The sequence below is a fragment of the Actinoplanes palleronii genome, from assembly GCF_016862315.1.
Lineage (GTDB): Bacteria > Actinomycetota > Actinomycetes > Mycobacteriales > Micromonosporaceae > Actinoplanes > Actinoplanes palleronii.
The window spans coordinates 61,612-77,805 of sequence record NZ_BOMS01000045.1 but is presented as its reverse complement, the minus strand read 5'-3'; the positions used below and the strand labels follow the sequence as shown (position 1 = coordinate 77,805).

The window sequence follows — 16,194 nt, the reverse complement described above, 5'->3', positions numbered from 1 at the left end:
CAGGTGATCGCATCCTGCTCCCCAGCGAGAAAGGCCCCGTACGTGACGTCGACTGCCGCGTTCTGCACATTGTCGCTGACGGTGTGCTCAGCTGACGAGTCGTGGTGACCGGACCCCTCAGCGCCAGACTGGCTACGCTGTGTCATGAGATCGTCACGGATTTCGGCTCCCAGGCTGGTGGCCAGCTACGACAGATCGAAAACCGTCTCCACGAGCCGTTACGCGTCGCGATCGCCGGGCGTCTGAAAGCCGGAAAGTCGACACTAGTAAACGCTCTGATCGGCAGGCGCGTCGCCCCGACCGCCGCCGGCGAGTGCACTAGGGTGGTGACCCGGTTCCGGTACGGGCCCGCCGACCGCATCGACGTGGTCACCCGCGACGGCGCCCGGCACAGCCTGCCCCTCGACGACGACGGCATGATCCCGGCCCGGCTCGGCACCCCGGCCACCCGGATCGCCTACCTCGACGTCACCCTCACCGACGACCGGCTGCGCACCCTCACCGTCGTCGACACCCCCGGGCTGTCCTCCACCGACGTCGCGTCCAGCGAACGCGCCCAGCAGGTCGTCGGCGACGCCCCGTTCGACGACCGCATCGACGCCGGCTCGGCCGCCGAGGTCGCCGCCGCCGAAGCCGTCATCTACGTGTTCACCCAGGCCGTGCGCGCCGACGACCTGCACGCCCTGAACGCCTTCCACGACGCGTCGGCCCGCCTCGCGGCCAGCCCGATCAACGCGATCGGCGTCCTCGGCAAGATCGACACCCTGGCCGGCGGCGCCGACGACCCGTGGCCGATCGCCGGGCCCCTCGCCGCGTCCCAGGCGCACCTGCTGCGCCGCACCGTCGGCGACGTCGTCCCGATCGCCGGGCTGCTCGCCGAGACCGCCGGCGCCGGCCGGCTCACCGACACCGACCGCGACGCCCTGGCCCGGCTCGCCGCGCTGCCCGGCACCGAACTGAGCCTGCTGCTGATCTCCGTCGACCTGTTCCGCAGCCAGCCCGCCCCGGTCGGCGCCGAACACCGCGAACGCCTGCTGACCCGCCTCGACCTGTACGGCATCGGCTTCGCCTGCGCCCAGCTGGCCGCCGAACCGCGCCTCGGCACCGGCGAACTCGTCCGGCGCCTGCTCGCCGCGTCCGGCATGCCCCGGCTGCGGCACCGCCTGGACCAGTCGTTCGGCTGGCGCTCCGACGCCATCAAAGCCGGCTGGGCGCTGACCCGCCTCGAACGCATCGCCGGGCACACCGGCGAACCGCAGCTGCGCGCCCGGGTCCGCGACGGCATGGAACAGGTCCTGCAGGACCCGGCCTACCACCGGCTGCGACTGCTCGACGCCGCCCAGCGCGCCGCCACCGGCGCCGTCCGGCTGCCCGCCGACCGCGAGACCGAACTGGTCCGGCTGGCCACCTCCACCGACCCGCGCTGGATCCTCGACCTGCCCCAGGCCGCCGACACCGACCTGGCCACCGCCGCGATCACCGCCGCCGGGCGCTGGCGCGCGTACGCCGTCGACGGCGCCGGACCCGCCCAGGCCCGCCTCGCCCACGTCGCACACCGCGGCTTCCAACTCTTGGCCCAGGAGATCCGATCAGCATCCGACCAGCACGAGCAGGGGGCGCGGCCGTGCGCGACCTGACCGCCACCATGGACGCCGCCGTCCGCGACACCCTCGCCTACCTGCGCACCGCCGACATGGACGCCGCCGCCGACCTCGCCGAACTGCGCCGCATCCAGCTGACCCGCCCCGGCATCGTCGTCGTCGGCGAAACCAAACGCGGCAAGAGCTCGCTGGTCAACGCACTGCTCGGGGTGCCCGGGCTGTCACCGGTCGACGCCGCCGTCACCACCGCCGCGTTCCTCGACTTCGTGCCCGGCCCGGCCTTCGCCGCCCGCGCCTGGCTGCCCGAGGGCGGCGAACCGGTCCCGGTCGACGACCTCGCCGACTGGGCCGCCGGCCGGCGCCGCGCCCGCCGCATCGAGGTCACCCACCCCGCGCCGCTGCTGCAGTACCTCAGCCTGCTCGACACCCCCGGCGCCGGCGGCCTCGACCCGGTGCACGCCACCGTCGCCCTCGACGCGGTGCGCCGCGGCACCGCCCTGCTGTTCGTCGCCGACGCGTCCGCCCCGCTGTCCCAGCCCGAACTGGACTTCCTGGCCCAGGCCGCCGCCCGCGTCGACGCCGTCGTCTTCGCCCTCACCAAGATCGACGCGTATCCGCAGTGGCGGCGCATCGCCGACGACAACCGCGCCCTGCTGCAGGCCCACGCCCCCCGCTTCGCCGCCGCACCCTGGTTCCCGGTCTCCGCCCGGCTCGCCGAACTCGCCCTGGCCGCCACCGGCGCCCAGCAGAGCACACTGGCCGACGCCTCGCAGATCCCCGGCCTGCAACACGCCCTGATCGAACTCGCCGGCCGCGGCCACCAGCTGCAACTGGCCAACGTGCTGCGCGCCGCCCGCGGCGAACTCGCCCGCCTGGACACCCTCGCCGACGCCAAGGTGCAGGCCGCCACCGCCGACCCGGCCCGCCAGGCCCAGCTGCGCACCGACCGCGCCGACCTCGGCGCCCGCAAACGCACCGAGGCCCGCCAGTGGACCCTGCTGCTCAACGCCGAGGTCCAGCGCGCCCGGGTGGCCACCGTCGGCGCCCTGCGCAGCCGGGCCGCCGAGATCCAGCAGGACCTCAGCGTCCGGATCGAGAAACTGCGCGGCGACCAACTGGCCAAACTGCCCGACGACCTCGACCTGCACCTGCAGGCCCTGGCCGCCGAACTCTCCGAACGCCTCGAGATCACCTTCGGTCAGGTCGCCGAGACCGTGCTGACCAGCGCGGTCGACGCCGACGACCGCGACGCCGTCCTCGGCAAGATCAACGCGACGTTGCGGCACGTGCTCGCCGCCACCCCGCCGCGCGACGGCTCCGGCGACAACATGCTCATCGCCCTGTCCGCCGGCGGCATCGCGTTCATGGCCGGCCGCGGCGCCGCCCTCGGCATGTCCGTGCTCGGCGTCGCCGGCGGCCTGCTCGTCCCGGTCGCCGGCCTCGGCCTCGGCCTGGCCGCCGGCGGCTACGTGCTCTACCGCCGCCGCGTGCACAGCGACCGCCAGCACGCCCGCACCTGGCTGCGCGACGTGCTCGCCGAAGCCCGCGCCGCCCTCGCCGACGAGATCACCGTCCGGTTCACCGACCTGCAGTACGCGCTCTCCGTCGCCCTCGACGACGCCGCCCAGCGCCGGCTGCGCGACCTGGACGCCCAGATCGCCGAGATCGACGCGGCCGCCGCCGAGGACGCGTCCGGCCGCGCCAAACGGCGCGCCGCAGCCCAGCACGAACTCGACACCGTCCGCGTACGACTCCGGCAGGCCGACGAGGCCCTGCTGCGGGCACGCGCCCTGACACCGGCACCGATCGACGACGAAAGGCAGTCATCATGACCGACCACTGGGGCGGGTTCGACCACCACGACGATGACGGGCTGCCCGACTTCGGCGAGACCCACGACCTGCCCGACACCCACGAACTCCCCGACGTGCCGGTACCCGACCACGACCCGGACCTGCACGAGCTGCCCGAGCTCGACCACCACGACCTCACCCACCACGACCCGCTCGACGACGACGGCCACGACCTGCCCGACGACGCACACGACACCGTCCCGGCCACCGACGACTTCCCGCCCGCCCTCGACGTCGGCGACCTGCCCGAACCGGTCGACGGCTTCCCCTGGGTCGACGCCACCACCCTGGGCAGCGCCGACACCTACACCCCGCCGCTGGAAACCGTCGACCCGCTGACCCTGGCCGCGCACGCCGGCGTCGAGATCCCCGACGGCGCCGACCCGTGGGCCACCCTGGCCGCCTCCGACGACCCCGCGATCAGCGCCCTGGCTCGCTGGTGGACACCCGGTGAACAGTGATCCGGGTCTGCTTCCGGATGGCCGCCGCATCGACCTGGTAGTGAACCTCGACCCGGCCCGCTGCCACGATCAGTCGCAAAGTTCCCGCCGGTGCCACGGTGGTGTTCAACGGGATGCGAATCCGCTGGCCACGGTGAAGACCCGGAACGGAGAGCCACAGTCGACCGGAGGGATCGGTCCTCGTGGTGCAGTCATCAGCCCGCACGACGATCTGGTCATACGTCCGGTTGTGACCGCGCCGCCAATGCTTGCGCATCTGCCGGGCCAGGAATCGATCCGTGGCCCAGCGGCCGGGGCCCGGGCAGCGGCGATGTCATCCATGACGCTGCGGACGGTTTCCTTCCACGGTGTGGTCAGAACACCGAACTGACGGTAGGTGCCGTCGGCCAGCCACTGGTCGCGGATCTGACGATCGGTCCGCCCCAGTCCCGCCAACGACCCGTACCGCTGCCACACCTCGGAACGGACCCGTCCAAGGCGCCGGGCTTGCTCGGACAGTGCCAGGTACTTGCCGGTGTTCAGGTGATGGGAATAGGCGATCCGGGTGACCTTCATGTTCCACCCCACCCTTCCGTGACTAGTCGCAGCGCCACTGCCTTAACGACACCTTGTCATTGAGCAATGCTGCACGCAAGGGCCTTCGATGCGACGGGCACGTTCCACCGGGCGGTGAACGCCGCCTGAATTCCAGGCACCTGAGCATCCGTTAGGGAATTCCGCACCACGTCATGGGTCCCCTCACGGGCGCGCGGATGGCATCATGTGCGCGCACCGACCCACACCCAGGAGCGCACACGATGGCCGTCACCGGCACGCCGACACCCGTACCCGCCGGTAAACGCGAGCGGCACGGCTGGTACCTCTACGACTGGGCGAACTCGGCGTTCCAGACCACCGTCATCACCGTGTTCCTCGGCCCGTTCCTGACCACGGTCACCGAACAGGCCGCCGGCTGCGCGATCGACGCCGACGACTGCAACGCCGTGGTGCACCCGCTCGGGCTCACCGTGGCCGCGGGCAGCTTCTACCCGTACGTCGTGTCGCTGTCCGTACTGCTGACGGTGTTCGTGCTGCCGGTGATGGGCGCGATCTGCGACCGGGCGCCGCGCAAGAAACCGCTGCTGGCCGGCGCCGCGTTCGTCGGCGCCGCCGCCACCATCGCCATGGGGTTCGTCACCGGCCAGCGCTACCTGCTCGGCGGGATCCTGTTCCTGATCGCGAACATCGCGTTCGGCGCCGCCGTCGTGGTCTACAACTCGTTCCTGCCGCACCTGGCCGAACCCGACCAGCGCGACCGGGTCTCCAGCAAGGGCTGGGCCATCGGCTACCTCGGCGGCGGCCTGCTGCTGCTGCTCAACCTCGTCGCCGTCACCGCGCTCAGCGAGGAGGGCAACCCGCAACGCACCCTCGACCTGGCCCGCTGGTCGATCGTCTCGGCCGGCGTGTGGTGGGCCGCGTTCACCGTCCTGCCGCTGCTCTGGCTGCGCGAACGCCCCGGCGCCGACGCCGCCACCAGCCCCGGCGCCAACGTACTCACCGACGGGTTCAAACAGCTCGGGCACACCATCCGGCACATGCGCACCTACCCGCTGACCCTGGCCTTCCTCGGCGCATACCTGATCTACAACGACGGCATCCAGACCGTGATCACCCTGGCCAGCCAGTTCGGCACCGAAGAACTCAAACTCGAACAGTCCACCCTGATCATCACGATCCTGATCGTGCAGTTCCTGGCGTTCGGCGGCGCCCTGCTGCTCGGCGCGCTCGCCACCCGCATCGGCGCCCGCAACACCATCCTGATCAGCCTCGCCCTGTGGCTCGGCGTGGTCATCGCCGCGTTCTGGCTCCCGGCCGGCGCCCCGATCCCCTTCATGATCCTCGGCGCCGGGATCGGCCTGGTCCTCGGCGGCAGCCAGGCCCTGAGCCGCAGCCTGTTCTCCCAGCTCATCCCGGACGGCCGCGAAGGCGAGTACTACGGCTTCTACGAGATCAGCGACAAGGGCACCAGCTGGCTCGGCCCGCTGCTGTTCGGCCTGGTCTTCCAGCTCACCGACAGCTACCGCCTCGGCATCGTCTCGCTCGTGGTGTTCTTCCTCGTCGGCGGCGTCCTGCTGGCCCTGGTCCCGATCCGGCGCGCCATCGTCGCGGCCGGCAACACCCCGCCGACACTGGTCTGATGAACCTCACCATCGACCCGGACGCAGCCGACCCGCCCTACGAGCAGGTCCGCACCCAGATCGCGGCACTCGCCGCCGACGGCACCCTGGCCGCCGGCACCAAACTGCCGCCGGTACGCCACCTCGCCACCACACTCGGGCTGGCCGCCAACACCGTCGCCCGCGCCTACAAGGAACTCGAACAGGCCGGCCTCGTCGAAACCCGAGGCCGGCTCGGCACGGTGGTCACCGCCCGCGCCACCGGGACGTCGCGGCGGGCCCAGGCCGCCGCCATCGCGTACGCGGAAAGCACCCGCGCCCTGGGCATCCCGCCGGACACCGCGCTCGCCCTGGTCAAAGCGGCCCTGGGGATCTGAACCGCCACCGCCAAACGGACGCGGGTGACATACAGCGGAAAACAGCCGATAGGGTCCCCTCATGACGATCTATCGCCCCGCCGGACCGGACGACGCGGCAGCGATCGCGGCCCTGCACGCCGACAGCTGGCAACGCCACTTCCGCGGCTGCTTCACCGACACGTTCCTCGACGGCGACCCGCTCGCCGACCGCCTGCCGGTCTGGGCCCGCCGGCTCAGCGTCCCCGGCCCGCGCCGCACCATCGTCGCCGACGACCACGGCCACCTCGCCGGGTTCGTCCACTTCGTCGCCGGCTCCGACCCGCAGTGGGGCGCCGAGATCGACGAGATCCACATCGCGCACGACCGGCAACGCCACGGCCTCGGCCGGGAACTGCTGACCCGCGCCGCCACCGCGATCGGCGCGGGCAGCCCGCTGTACCTGTGGGTGTTCGCCGTCAACCAGCCCGCGCAAAGCTTCTACCGGGCGATGGGCGCCACGGTCGTGGAGACCACCCGCTTCGACGGCGCCCCGGCCGGCGTGCTGCAGGGCACCCCGCAGGTGCTGCGCATGGCCTGGCCGGACACCGCCGCCCTGATCCCCGGCCGACCGGAAATGTCGTAGGGCACCGCTAGGGTTCCCGGCATGACCGAACGCCCCAGCCAGACCTGGCAGAACGCGAAAACCGCGGCCGAGGCCGCCGGTGTGCGCCCCGGCGAGTCCTACGCCGTCGACATCGACCCGGCCTTCATCGCCGCCGTCGACCAGGCCCTGGCCGGCTACGAGGCCGAGGTCCGCGCCCTCACCCCGGCCGCCACCGACGAGCAGATCTGGGCCACCGTCGAGCACGTCGTCACCGCCCTCAACCAGGCCGACGAGGGCATCGACACCATCGAGCGCGAGGAGCTCGCCGAATACCTCGACCACGTCCTCGACAGAGCCGGCATCGACGTCACCGCCCTGGCCACCCGCCGCGGGATCGACCGCGCCGAGCTCACCGACAGCTGGCGCGACTGGTGACCGGTCCTGCTGCTGCGAGGACGCACCGTCCACCGGGTCGAACGCAACGCGCGGCCCGGCAGCGACCTCACACCCGGCGCAGATCCGCGGAGATCGGCTTGCGCATCCGGACCAGCGGCACCGCGGCGCCACCGGCATCGTCGACCAGGCGCTCGACCGGCACGAACCCGGCCGCCCGATACAACGGCTCACCCGACAACGTCGCCATCAGTTCGAGGACGGTGAACCCCTCCGCCGCGGCCGCCGCCTCGCTCAGCCCGAGCACCAGCCGCCCCACACCCCGGCGCGCGAAGTCCGGGTGGGTGTACATCGCCCGCACCTTCGCCGGATCCCGGCCCGGCTCGAGCAGCGCCGCGTCCCGCCCGGCCGAGTGATCACCGCCGTAGAGCGTCGCCCGCCGGCTCCACCCGCCGCAGCCGGCGATCCGGCCCGCGGACTCGACCACGAAATACGTCCGGTCGTCGATCAGCGCCGTGTCCAACCCCATGATCGCCCGGCTGGCGGTGATCTCCGCGACGTCCAGGAACTCCTTCTGCAGTTCCGCTATCGACGCTTCGATCACCACGAGCAGGTCCGGCAGGTCGGCACGGGTGGCGAGGCGATGGGTGAACGACATGGGGGCTCCTGACCTCCGTACGAAAACAAAATCTTTATGGATGTCGGCGAAGCCGTCCTTTGGGTGGGGTTTGCTCGGTGCGGCTCGCCGCACTACCTCTAGAGCGTCCTAGGATTCTAGGACGAGATCGGACAGCGGTCAGTGGGCGTACTTCAATCCCACCACGCCGGCGACCACCAGCAGCAGCAAGCAGACGACACGCAGCAGCGACACACTCTCACCGAGCGCGACCATCCCGATCAGCGCGGTGCCGACCACCCCGATACCGACCCAGACCGCATAGCCGGTACCGACCGGGATCGTCCGCAACGCATACCCCAGGCCCAGCATGCTCAGCACGATCGCGACGCCGAACACCGCGGTCGGCGCCGGGCGGGAGAACCCGGCGCTGCGGTCCAGAGCGATCGCCCACACGGTCTCCAGCACACCGGAGACGACGAGCACCATCCATGCCATGACTGACTCACCTCGATGAAAAGGCGGTCGTCTTGTCAGGCCGGGTACGACACGCAACTCGTCCGGAGCAGCCGCGTCGCGGCGCCGTGACAAAAGGTAGCACCACCGGCAGGATGACGAGGTGATCGAGTTCATCAATGAAAACCTTCAGAACGCCCGGTTCCGCAACGTCGATCTCAGCGGCGCGCTGATCCGCGGCGCGGTGCTCGAAAACACCGACATCGACGGCTACATCACCGGCCTGACCGTCAACGGTGTCGAGGTCGCGCCGCTGGTCGAGGCGGAACTCAACCGCCGCTACCCGGACCGCGCCAAAATGTCCCCCACCGACCCGGCCGGCTACCGCGAGGCCTGGACCATCCTGGAACGACTCTGGGCCGGCACCGTCGAGCGCGCCCGCACCCTGCGCCCGGAACTGCTCGACGAACGCGTCGACGGCGAATGGTCGTTCATCGAGACACTGCGCCACCTGGTGTTCGCCACCGACGCCTGGGTGCTGCGCGCCGTCCTCGGCCAGCCGGCCCCGTGGTCCCCGCTCGGCCTGCCGCACGACGAGATGCCGGCCGGCACCGTCCCGGTCGACCCCGGCGCCCGGCCCACCCTCGACGAGATCCTCGCACTGCGCGCCGACCGGATGGCCACCGTCCGGCGGGTTCTCGACGACCCCGCACTGGACCTCAGCGCCACCACCACCCCGGTGGACGCCCCCGGCTACCCCGACCCGGCCGGCTACCCGATCACCCGCTGCCTGGGCGCCATCCTCAGCGAGGAATGGGAGCACCGCCTGTTCGCCGAACGCGACCTGGACGCGCTGACCGGCCGATAGCTGACCGTGGCACCGGCGTGCCATCATGGCCCGCCTATGGAGACGTCAACAACCTGGCGACCGCCGCTGCTGTGGCGCTTCCTGCTCGCCCTGTCCCGCGTGGTGATCCTCCCACTGTGCCGCCTGCGGGTCACCGGGACCGTGCCGGCCGAGTTACGCGCCGGCCCGGTCCTGCTGGCCGCCAACCACGTCAGCCCGTTCGACCCGCTGATCATGGTGGCCGCCTGCCACAAGATCGGCATCGCCCCGCGCATCATGATCACCGGCGGGGTGTTCGACACCCCGATCGTCGGCGCCGCCATGCGCGCCTGCCAGCACATCCGGGTCGACCGCGGCGACAGCCGGGCCGCCGACGCCCTCCCGGCCGCCGCGCAGGCCCTCAAGGACGGCGCGACGGTGCTGGTCTACCCCGAGGGCCGGATCGGCCTCGACCCGTGGATGTGGCCGGAACGCGGCAAGACCGGCGCCGCCCGGATGGCCGCGATGACCGACGCGCCGGTCCTGCCGGTCGCCCAATGGGGCGCCCACGCGGTGCTCCCCTACGCGGCACCGACCGGCATGGGCCGCGCCCTGCTGCGCGCCCTGCTGCGCCGGCCGATGGTCCAGGTCCACTTCGGCACCCCGGTGGACCTCACCGCGACCACCGGCACGCCCGGCGCCCAGGCCATGCACGCCACGCGGCTGATCATGGAGGGGATCGACGCGGCTCTCGCGCCGCTGCGCACCGGCGAAATGCAGATCCCGAGGTACGTCGACACGACCCGTCCCCCGGACACCTCCCGGGTCCGGCCACGCCCCTGAAACCGTCGTACCCCGGTGGCAGGATCCACGGCATGGTCAAGGGACGCATCATCGCCGAAAAGCCTTCGTCCCGGCGCCGCGCTGGCGGTGCCGGGCCTCGAACTGACCAGGGTCTCCCGGGTCAGCGTCACCGAGCCCGGCCCCGCCCAGCCACCGGTCTGGACCCTGCTCGACGTCACCGCACCCGACGAGCGCGCCGAGGAACTGGCCGCGGCGCTCAGCGCCGGCCTCGCCGCCGACGGCGGGTGGTATGCGGATTTCCGCTCCGGCACCGGGCACGTCGTGGTCTTCGCCGGCCGCGTCTTCCAGTACGCGGTGGGCGACACCGCCGCCCGCCGAAAAACCATCTCGTACGGCCGGTCCGTCGGCGTCCCGGAAGCCCAGCTCGACTGGGGCCCGTGACACCCGCGCCCCGCCACCGCACACCGCCCAGGTCCGGCCGCGCCCGCCTGCGGATCGCCCCGCCGCGCACGGTGACGCATTCCTGCTAGGACACGGACGGTGGCTGCGGTATAGCTGACAACCGTGGCCGACATGTCAGATCCGATCAACTATCGCCGCATCCTCGCCGACGCCGCCGTCGGCACTGCGGACGCCGGTGACGGCGGGCAGTCCCTGGAGCTGGTCCGCATCGAGGTCGAGGCGAGCCCCGACCGGCGCGGCGAGATCGGCGCCGTCGACGTCCTCGAACGCTTCAGCACTCGGGCCGACGAGATCGGCGCCGCCGTCGCCGGCATGGCCGAGCGGTTGCGCGCCGCCCTGGAACGCGACACCCCGCCGGCGCCGGAACCGGGCCGCTGGGAGATGTCGCAGGTCAGCATGGAATTCGGCCTGAACCTGGAGGCCGAGACCGGCATCGTGGTCTGCAAGGGCAAGACCGCCGCCGCGTTCAAAGTGGCCATCCAATGGACCGCGAGGGCGTGACGTCGTGGCCGGGCCCGCCATCGGTGAACTGCGGATCAGCGGCCGCGCGCGCGGCACCGCGTTCGTGGTCACCGACGACCTGCTGCTGACCTGCCGGCACTGTGTCCGAGACCGGCCCGCCGGGGCCCCGATCACCGTCAGGTTCGCGCCGGACCTCACCGCCCCCGTCGTCCTGCTGCAGGACGACGAGGTCACCGACGTGGCGCTGCTCGGTTTCCGGCCGCCGTTCCGGCTGCCCGCCGGCTGGTCACCGGTGGCGCTGGGACGCGACGACGACGCCCCGCGTGAGGCCGCGGTGGACGTCACCGGCTGGCCGCTGGACCGGATCACCGCGGTGGCCGCGCGGACCCTGCCATGCCGGGTCGAACAGCAGAGCGTCATCGGCGCCGGCACCACGGTGCTGCAGCTCTACGCCGACCAGCTGATCGGCGGGGTCCGGCCCCGCGGGTTCAGCGGTGCACCGGCGCTGGCCCGCACCCCCGCCGGCCCGGTCGCCGTCGGCGTCGCCCGCTGGATGCAGGAGTCCGACGACGACCCGGAGACCGCGGTCGGCGGTGTCGTCTACGCCACCCGCGTCAGCGACATCACCGCCCGCTGGCCGGCGCTGCGACCGGTCTCGGCACCGGCGCTCGACCTCGCCGGTGACCTGCAGGCCCCGTCCCGGCTCGCGGTGGAGGACTTCGTCACGGCCCAGCTGCGCGGCCCCGGCGGTGATCTGCCGTTCGCCGGGCGCGACGACGACCTCGCCGCCCTGGACGGATGGCTCGCCGAGCCGGACGCGCCGCCGCACCACCTGGTGAGCGGACCCGCCGGGATCGGCAAGAGCACCCTGCTGGTGCGCTGGGCCGCTCGGATCGCCGCCCGCCGCGACCTGCACGTCGTGCTGGTCCCGATCAGCGTCCGGTACGAGACGAACGAGGCCCGCGAGACGCTGCTCGCGCTGGTGCACCGGCTCAGCCGGGTGCACCAGGAGAGCTACGACCGGACCATGAGCGCCGCCGACGCCCGCCAGAGCGTCCGTGCCCTGCTCAGCCGGCCCGCGCCGCCCGGCACCCGGATCGTGGTGATCGTCGACGCGCTCGACGAGGCGGCCGGCTGGACACCGGGGCCCCGGCTCTTCCCGCAGCACCCCGGCGCCGGGGTCCGGCTGCTGCTGTCCGCCCGGCACACCGGTGAACACCCGAACGCTGCCGCCTGGACCGGTGAGCTCGGCCTGCCCGCCGCGCGCACCACCACCCTGTCCCGCCTCGGCGCGCCCGCCATGGCCGGGCTGCTGCGCCAGGCACTGCCGGACGCGCCGGCCGCCGACCTCGACGCGGCCGCGGCCCGGCTGTGGTCGCTCACCGACGGCGAGCCGGTCACCGTCGCCCTGCACCTGCAGGCGCTCCCCGCCGAGCCGGGCGGCCAGCTCGCCGCCTGGACCGCGAACGCCGCCCGGACCCCGCCGGGGCTCGCCGGCTTCTTCGCCGCCTGGTGGAAGGAACAGCGCACACTCTGGTCCGGGCACGGTGAGAGCCGCGTCGACGACGCCGAGCGGCTGCTGCGCATCCTCGTCATCGCCGAAGGGCCGCTCACCCGCGCGGACCTGCTCACCCTCGCGGGCCGCCTGCGGCAACCCCTGGACGCGGTACGCGTCGACGCGGCCCTCACCGTGCTGAGCAGGTTCGTGCTCCCCGGCCGGACCGGTGGCACCGTGGTCGTCGCCCACCAGGTGATCACCGACATGCTCCGGGACCGTCTCGAGAAGGACGGCTCCACCACGGAGTACCGGCAGGCGTTCGTGTCGTGGGGCGTCGACACCCTCGACCGGTTGCACACCGGCGAGGTGTCCCCCGGCGAGGTGCCCACCTACCTGGCCCGGCACCTGGCCGGCCACCTGACGTCGCAGGACACCTTCCATCCGTACGCGCCGCAGCTGGCCGGTCCGCTGTGGCGGCGGGTCAAGGACGCCGCCGGCGACGACATCGGGGCGTTCCGCGCCGACGTGGAGACGGTCGCGAGTCACGCCCGCCGCCTCGACCAGCAGCGCCGCACCCGCGGCGAGCAACCCCGGCTACTTCCGGAACGGGTGATCTGCGCCGCCGAGATCGCCGCCGAACAGCGCGCCCTCGGCACCGGCATGTCCGCGGGGCTCGCCGCCGCACTGGTCCGCCACGGGCTGTGGCGGCCCGGCCGAGCCCTCGGCTACCTCGCGACCACCACCCACCCGGGGCTCTCCGATCGGGCGTACGGGGTGGCCGCCCTCGCGCCGGTCATCCCCGTCGAGGACCTGCCCGCGCTGGAACAGCTGCTCGACGAGGCACAACGCAACACGTACTCCGAGGAGCTCGCCGCCGCGATCTCCGCCTGGGCGGTACGCCTGCACGAGCTCGGCCACGTCGCGGAAGCCCTGCAAGCGGCGTTCCGACTGCCCGACGGTCACGACTCCCGCCGGTACGTCGCGATCTGGACGCTGACCGAACTGATCGCGAGGATGCCCGACGACCTGGCCGCCGGCGCGCTCGCCACGGTGGTCCGGGAGATCACCGAGTCGGATCAGGAGCACGACGACACGTACGCGATCGGTCATCTCACCGCGACGCTGCACCCGCAGCGCGCCGAACGGCTCGGCCTCACCGAGCCGGCGGCCTTCCTGATCGACGCGCTGGACCGGTACCGCCAGCAAGGGTACGGCGACACCCCCTTCGTCTACCTGAACCACCTGCAGCACCACGCATTCGTCGCAGCCGCGCCCTGGATGCCGCAGGACCAGGTCAGCGCGATCATCCGATGGGTGCTCTTCGATCGGCTCGGCCCCGATCCGGCGGCGAGAATGAGCCGGTACGAACAGGAGCAGGCACTCCTGCCGGGCATCAACTACGACGGGCTGCTCAGCGTGCTGCCCGCCGCCGACGCCGACGAGGTCGCCACCTGGGTCCGCGCGGAGCTGACCGGCGCGAATCGGCTGTGCTGCCTCGCGCAGCTGCTCCCGCTGCTCGACCCACCGGCCCGGCAGGACACCGCCGCCGAGATCGCCGGAGCCGCGCCGCAGGATCTCAAGGCCTTCACCGACAGTCTCAACCAGCTGATACCGGCCGTGCCGGCGATGGTCCGCGCGGGCTGCGTCGACCTGATCGTCGACCTGATCGAACGCACCGGCGCGGAGACCTGGCTCGTCGCCGCCGCCGCGGAGCACCTCACCCTCGAGCAGGCCCGCGACCTCATGCCGATCGCCGCGGCCGCCACATTCCATCGGGCCCGCAAGGAACTGCTGGCCCGCCGGGCGGCCACCAGCCCACGGGAGGCGGAGGTGGTGCTCGAAGAGGTCCACGGCGGCCGCACCTCCGAGGTGTCCGGCGAGCTGGGCTGGCTGCTGAACACCTACCTTCCGGCGGAACACCTCGACGAGCCGCCGGATCAGCCGCCGCTGACCGCGTGGTGGACCGCCGCGTACTGGGGAGCCTCGCCGCCCGGCGGGGAACGCCGGTACCCGCCAGGCGGCCCCCGGCTGGAGCCCGGATCGGGATCCGGGCCGTGGTTCGCCCTCTGCCAGCTCGCCACCGTCACCCGCCGGCCGCCCGGCGATCACCGCGACGCCGCGCTGGCCGAGATTCAGACCCGGATCGGCCGGCTGCGCGAGATCGCGTCGCAGCGCGGTTCGGTGTACCCGTTCCCGCCGGACAGCCCTTGGCTGGCCGGCAGCGCCGACGGGTGGACCCCGTTCCTCGTCCGCCTCCTCGCCCCCGACGTCCGGCCGCTCATCCGCGACCTGCTCTACCTCCTCGACCCGTCGGAGATCGTCGAGTGGGCGGCGCAGGTGCACCGCAACCTCGGCACCGCGACCCTGCGCGGACACGCCTGGGGGCATCTGTCGTGCCGCCTCGACGAGCTGAGCGACGATCAGACGTGGACCCTGATCGACCGGTGGCTGACCGAACACGCCCGCGGCAGCCGCTTCGACGTGCTGGCCGACGTGCTGCTCTACCGCAAGGCGATCGCCCGCATCGCGGGCCGGTCCGAGTGCGCCCGGCTGCTCACGCTGATCAACACCTAGTGGGCCGGCGACAGGTCAGCGGCCCGCAAAACCAATTGTCCGGCCTGTCGGCGAAGCCGTCGTTCTGCTGTTGGTGCGGCTCGCCGCACTGCCCCTAGGCCATCCTAGGATTCTAGGATGTAACCGCACCGTCCTTTTAGCGCCTCACCTTTCGAAATAACCGCTGAGATACCGCAACGCCGCTGCCGAGTCCCGCCCGGCACCGTGCGGCCCGCGAAGGTCAGCGGTGAAAGCGGCGACATCGGCGAGCACCCACCACCGCCGATACAGAGCGATCCCCACCGGCGACACCACCTGACCGGTCACCGCCGTGTACTCCTCGAGCCCCTCGCCCAGCATCCACAGATCCCGCTCCGCCGGCGCGATCTGCACCGTCGTCCAGTCGATCAGCCGCAACCCGTCCGCCGTCCGCAGCACGTTCCCCGGATGCGGCTCGCCATGGGTCACCACCCACCCCGCCGACGTCCCCCGCACCCCGGCCACCAGCTGATCGAACTCGGCCAGCCAGTCCCGGACCAGCCCGGCATGACGACGCAACACCGCCCGCCCCCGCTCCGCATACGGCCCGCCGGTCCACGGCACCTCGACCACCCGCAGCGCCTCCTCCAGTCCACCCCGCCCCGGCAGCCGCAGATCCGCACGCGGCGCGAGATCCACCACCGCCGGCGTCGCCCCGTGCACCTGCGCCAGCACCCGGGCCACCTCGCCCAGATCCTCCGCCCGGTGCGGCCCGAACTCCCCCGCCACCCCGGCCACCAGCGGAAACACCGCCACCGCAAAACGATCACCGAGCCGCCGTACCACCGACCCGTCCACCGCCACGACCGGCGCGACCACACACGCGAGCCCCAGCCGCAGCGCCACGGTCAACGACCGGCGCAAATCCTCGAACACCCGCGACGGCGAGTCCACGCCCAGATCGTCGACCTTCACGAACCACGGACCGGCCGCCCAGTGATAGCTCCCCGCGCCCACCGGCAGGTACGCGAGGTCACCGGCCGTGATGCCCCACCCGTCGAGCAGCGCCGCCGTCAGATCGCGCTCGTCCAACCCCACCGGCCTGTCCCGCACGAGACGAGATGGTATGGAC

16 protein-coding genes and 1 riboswitch are annotated in these 16,194 nt (G+C 72.5%); of the genes, 12 read left to right on the top strand and 4 right to left on the bottom strand.

What is annotated here, in order from left to right; translation table 11 throughout:
• Positions 1–101 precede the first annotated feature (101 nt).
• Genes Apa02nite_RS16525 through Apa02nite_RS16515 form a run of 3 tightly spaced genes read left to right on the top strand, consistent with a single transcriptional unit; the run spans position 102 to position 3,915 of the window.
• Complete coding sequence (locus tag Apa02nite_RS16525) at positions 102–1,637, top strand: dynamin family protein (RefSeq protein ID WP_203825736.1); 1,536 nt, start codon at positions 102–104, stop codon at positions 1,635–1,637.
• Positions 1,625–3,433, top strand: a complete 1,809-nt coding sequence (locus tag Apa02nite_RS16520) for a dynamin family protein (protein ID WP_203825735.1) — start codon at positions 1,625–1,627, stop codon at positions 3,431–3,433. Before Apa02nite_RS16525 ends, Apa02nite_RS16520 begins: the two co-directional genes overlap by 13 nt.
• Positions 3,430–3,915: a hypothetical protein gene (locus tag Apa02nite_RS16515; RefSeq protein ID WP_203825734.1), complete on the top strand. Its 486-nt coding sequence runs from the start codon at positions 3,430–3,432 to the stop codon at positions 3,913–3,915. Before Apa02nite_RS16520 ends, Apa02nite_RS16515 begins: the two co-directional genes overlap by 4 nt.
• Before the next feature lie 105 nt (positions 3,916–4,020).
• Here the strand turns inward: Apa02nite_RS16515 and Apa02nite_RS16510 are convergent, their stop codons facing one another.
• Positions 4,021–4,470, bottom strand: a complete 450-nt coding sequence (locus Apa02nite_RS16510; protein ID WP_203825733.1) for a hypothetical protein — start codon at positions 4,468–4,470, stop codon at positions 4,021–4,023.
• A 242-nt stretch (positions 4,471–4,712) separates the two neighbouring features.
• Between Apa02nite_RS16510 and Apa02nite_RS16505 the strand changes: the two genes are divergently transcribed.
• The 4 genes from Apa02nite_RS16505 (at position 4,713) to Apa02nite_RS16490 (ending at position 7,448) form a co-directional block, all read left to right on the top strand.
• Positions 4,713–6,092 carry an MFS transporter gene (locus tag Apa02nite_RS16505; protein WP_203825732.1) on the top strand — a complete coding sequence of 460 codons (1,380 nt, stop codon included), beginning with the start codon at positions 4,713–4,715 and terminating at the stop codon, positions 6,090–6,092.
• Positions 6,092–6,448 (top strand): GntR family transcriptional regulator, encoded by a 357-nt coding sequence (locus Apa02nite_RS16500; protein WP_203825731.1) that lies wholly within the window; start codon positions 6,092–6,094, stop codon positions 6,446–6,448. The genes Apa02nite_RS16505 and Apa02nite_RS16500 overlap by 1 nt, the downstream gene beginning before the upstream one ends.
• Positions 6,449–6,509: 61 nt before the next feature.
• Positions 6,510–7,052, top strand: a complete 543-nt coding sequence (locus Apa02nite_RS16495; protein WP_203825730.1) for a GNAT family N-acetyltransferase — start codon at positions 6,510–6,512, stop codon at positions 7,050–7,052.
• 21 nt (positions 7,053–7,073) lie between these two features.
• Positions 7,074–7,448 (top strand): hypothetical protein, encoded by a 375-nt coding sequence (locus Apa02nite_RS16490; protein WP_203825729.1) that lies wholly within the window; start codon positions 7,074–7,076, stop codon positions 7,446–7,448.
• A 67-nt stretch (positions 7,449–7,515) separates the two neighbouring features.
• On the opposite strand, the gene Apa02nite_RS16485 is transcribed toward Apa02nite_RS16490, so the two are convergent.
• On the bottom strand, positions 7,516–8,064 hold the full coding sequence (locus Apa02nite_RS16485) for a GNAT family N-acetyltransferase (protein WP_203825728.1): 549 nt from the start codon (positions 8,062–8,064) through the stop codon (positions 7,516–7,518).
• Positions 8,065–8,202: 138 nt separating this feature from the next.
• Positions 8,203–8,520, bottom strand: a complete 318-nt coding sequence (locus Apa02nite_RS16480) for a DMT family transporter (RefSeq protein ID WP_203825727.1) — start codon at positions 8,518–8,520, stop codon at positions 8,203–8,205.
• Positions 8,521–8,540: 20 nt separating this feature from the next.
• A riboswitch (guanidine-III (ykkC-III) riboswitch) is annotated at positions 8,541–8,608 on the bottom strand.
• 33 nt (positions 8,609–8,641) lie between these two features.
• On the opposite strand from Apa02nite_RS16480, the gene Apa02nite_RS16475 reads away from it, so the two are divergent.
• The 5 genes from Apa02nite_RS16475 (at position 8,642) to Apa02nite_RS16455 (ending at position 15,104) form a co-directional block, all read left to right on the top strand.
• Complete coding sequence (locus tag Apa02nite_RS16475; protein WP_203825726.1) at positions 8,642–9,346, top strand: DinB family protein; 705 nt, start codon at positions 8,642–8,644, stop codon at positions 9,344–9,346.
• 36 nt (positions 9,347–9,382) lie between these two features.
• The gene (locus Apa02nite_RS16470; RefSeq protein ID WP_203825725.1) at positions 9,383–10,147 is read left to right on the top strand and encodes a lysophospholipid acyltransferase family protein; all 765 of its coding nucleotides are present in this window, start codon (positions 9,383–9,385) and stop codon (positions 10,145–10,147) included.
• A gap of 87 nt (positions 10,148–10,234) precedes the next feature.
• Positions 10,235–10,549: a hypothetical protein gene (locus Apa02nite_RS16465; protein WP_203825724.1), complete on the top strand. Its 315-nt coding sequence runs from the start codon at positions 10,235–10,237 to the stop codon at positions 10,547–10,549.
• Between the two features lie 132 nt (positions 10,550–10,681).
• Positions 10,682–11,071 carry a CU044_2847 family protein gene (locus tag Apa02nite_RS16460; RefSeq protein ID WP_203825723.1) on the top strand — a complete coding sequence of 130 codons (390 nt, stop codon included), beginning with the start codon at positions 10,682–10,684 and terminating at the stop codon, positions 11,069–11,071.
• A gap of 4 nt (positions 11,072–11,075) precedes the next feature.
• Positions 11,076–15,104, top strand: a complete 4,029-nt coding sequence (locus Apa02nite_RS16455; protein WP_203825722.1) for a serine protease — start codon at positions 11,076–11,078, stop codon at positions 15,102–15,104.
• 144 nt (positions 15,105–15,248) lie between these two features.
• On the opposite strand, the gene Apa02nite_RS16450 is transcribed toward Apa02nite_RS16455, so the two are convergent.
• Complete coding sequence (locus tag Apa02nite_RS16450) at positions 15,249–16,175, bottom strand: phosphotransferase (protein WP_239164352.1); 927 nt, start codon at positions 16,173–16,175, stop codon at positions 15,249–15,251.
• Positions 16,176–16,194: the final 19 nt, after the last annotated feature.

What these genes read in the sequence shown, in the direction of transcription:
- Apa02nite_RS16515 (WP_203825734.1), top strand. Translation starts at nt 3,430, where the DNA reads ATGACCGACCACTGGGGCGGGTTCGACCACCACGACGATGACGGGCTG.
- Apa02nite_RS16510 (WP_203825733.1), bottom strand. Translation starts at nt 4,470, where the DNA reads ATGAAGGTCACCCGGATCGCCTATTCCCATCACCTGAACACCGGCAAG.
- Apa02nite_RS16505 (WP_203825732.1), top strand. Translation starts at nt 4,713, where the DNA reads ATGGCCGTCACCGGCACGCCGACACCCGTACCCGCCGGTAAACGCGAG.
- Apa02nite_RS16500 (WP_203825731.1), top strand. Translation starts at nt 6,092, where the DNA reads ATGAACCTCACCATCGACCCGGACGCAGCCGACCCGCCCTACGAGCAG.
- Apa02nite_RS16495 (WP_203825730.1), top strand. Translation starts at nt 6,510, where the DNA reads ATGACGATCTATCGCCCCGCCGGACCGGACGACGCGGCAGCGATCGCG.
- Apa02nite_RS16490 (WP_203825729.1), top strand. Translation starts at nt 7,074, where the DNA reads ATGACCGAACGCCCCAGCCAGACCTGGCAGAACGCGAAAACCGCGGCC.
- Apa02nite_RS16485 (WP_203825728.1), bottom strand. Translation starts at nt 8,064, where the DNA reads ATGTCGTTCACCCATCGCCTCGCCACCCGTGCCGACCTGCCGGACCTG.
- Apa02nite_RS16480 (WP_203825727.1), bottom strand. Translation starts at nt 8,520, where the DNA reads ATGGCATGGATGGTGCTCGTCGTCTCCGGTGTGCTGGAGACCGTGTGG.
- Apa02nite_RS16470 (WP_203825725.1), top strand. Translation starts at nt 9,383, where the DNA reads ATGGAGACGTCAACAACCTGGCGACCGCCGCTGCTGTGGCGCTTCCTG.
- Apa02nite_RS16460 (WP_203825723.1), top strand. Translation starts at nt 10,682, where the DNA reads ATGTCAGATCCGATCAACTATCGCCGCATCCTCGCCGACGCCGCCGTC.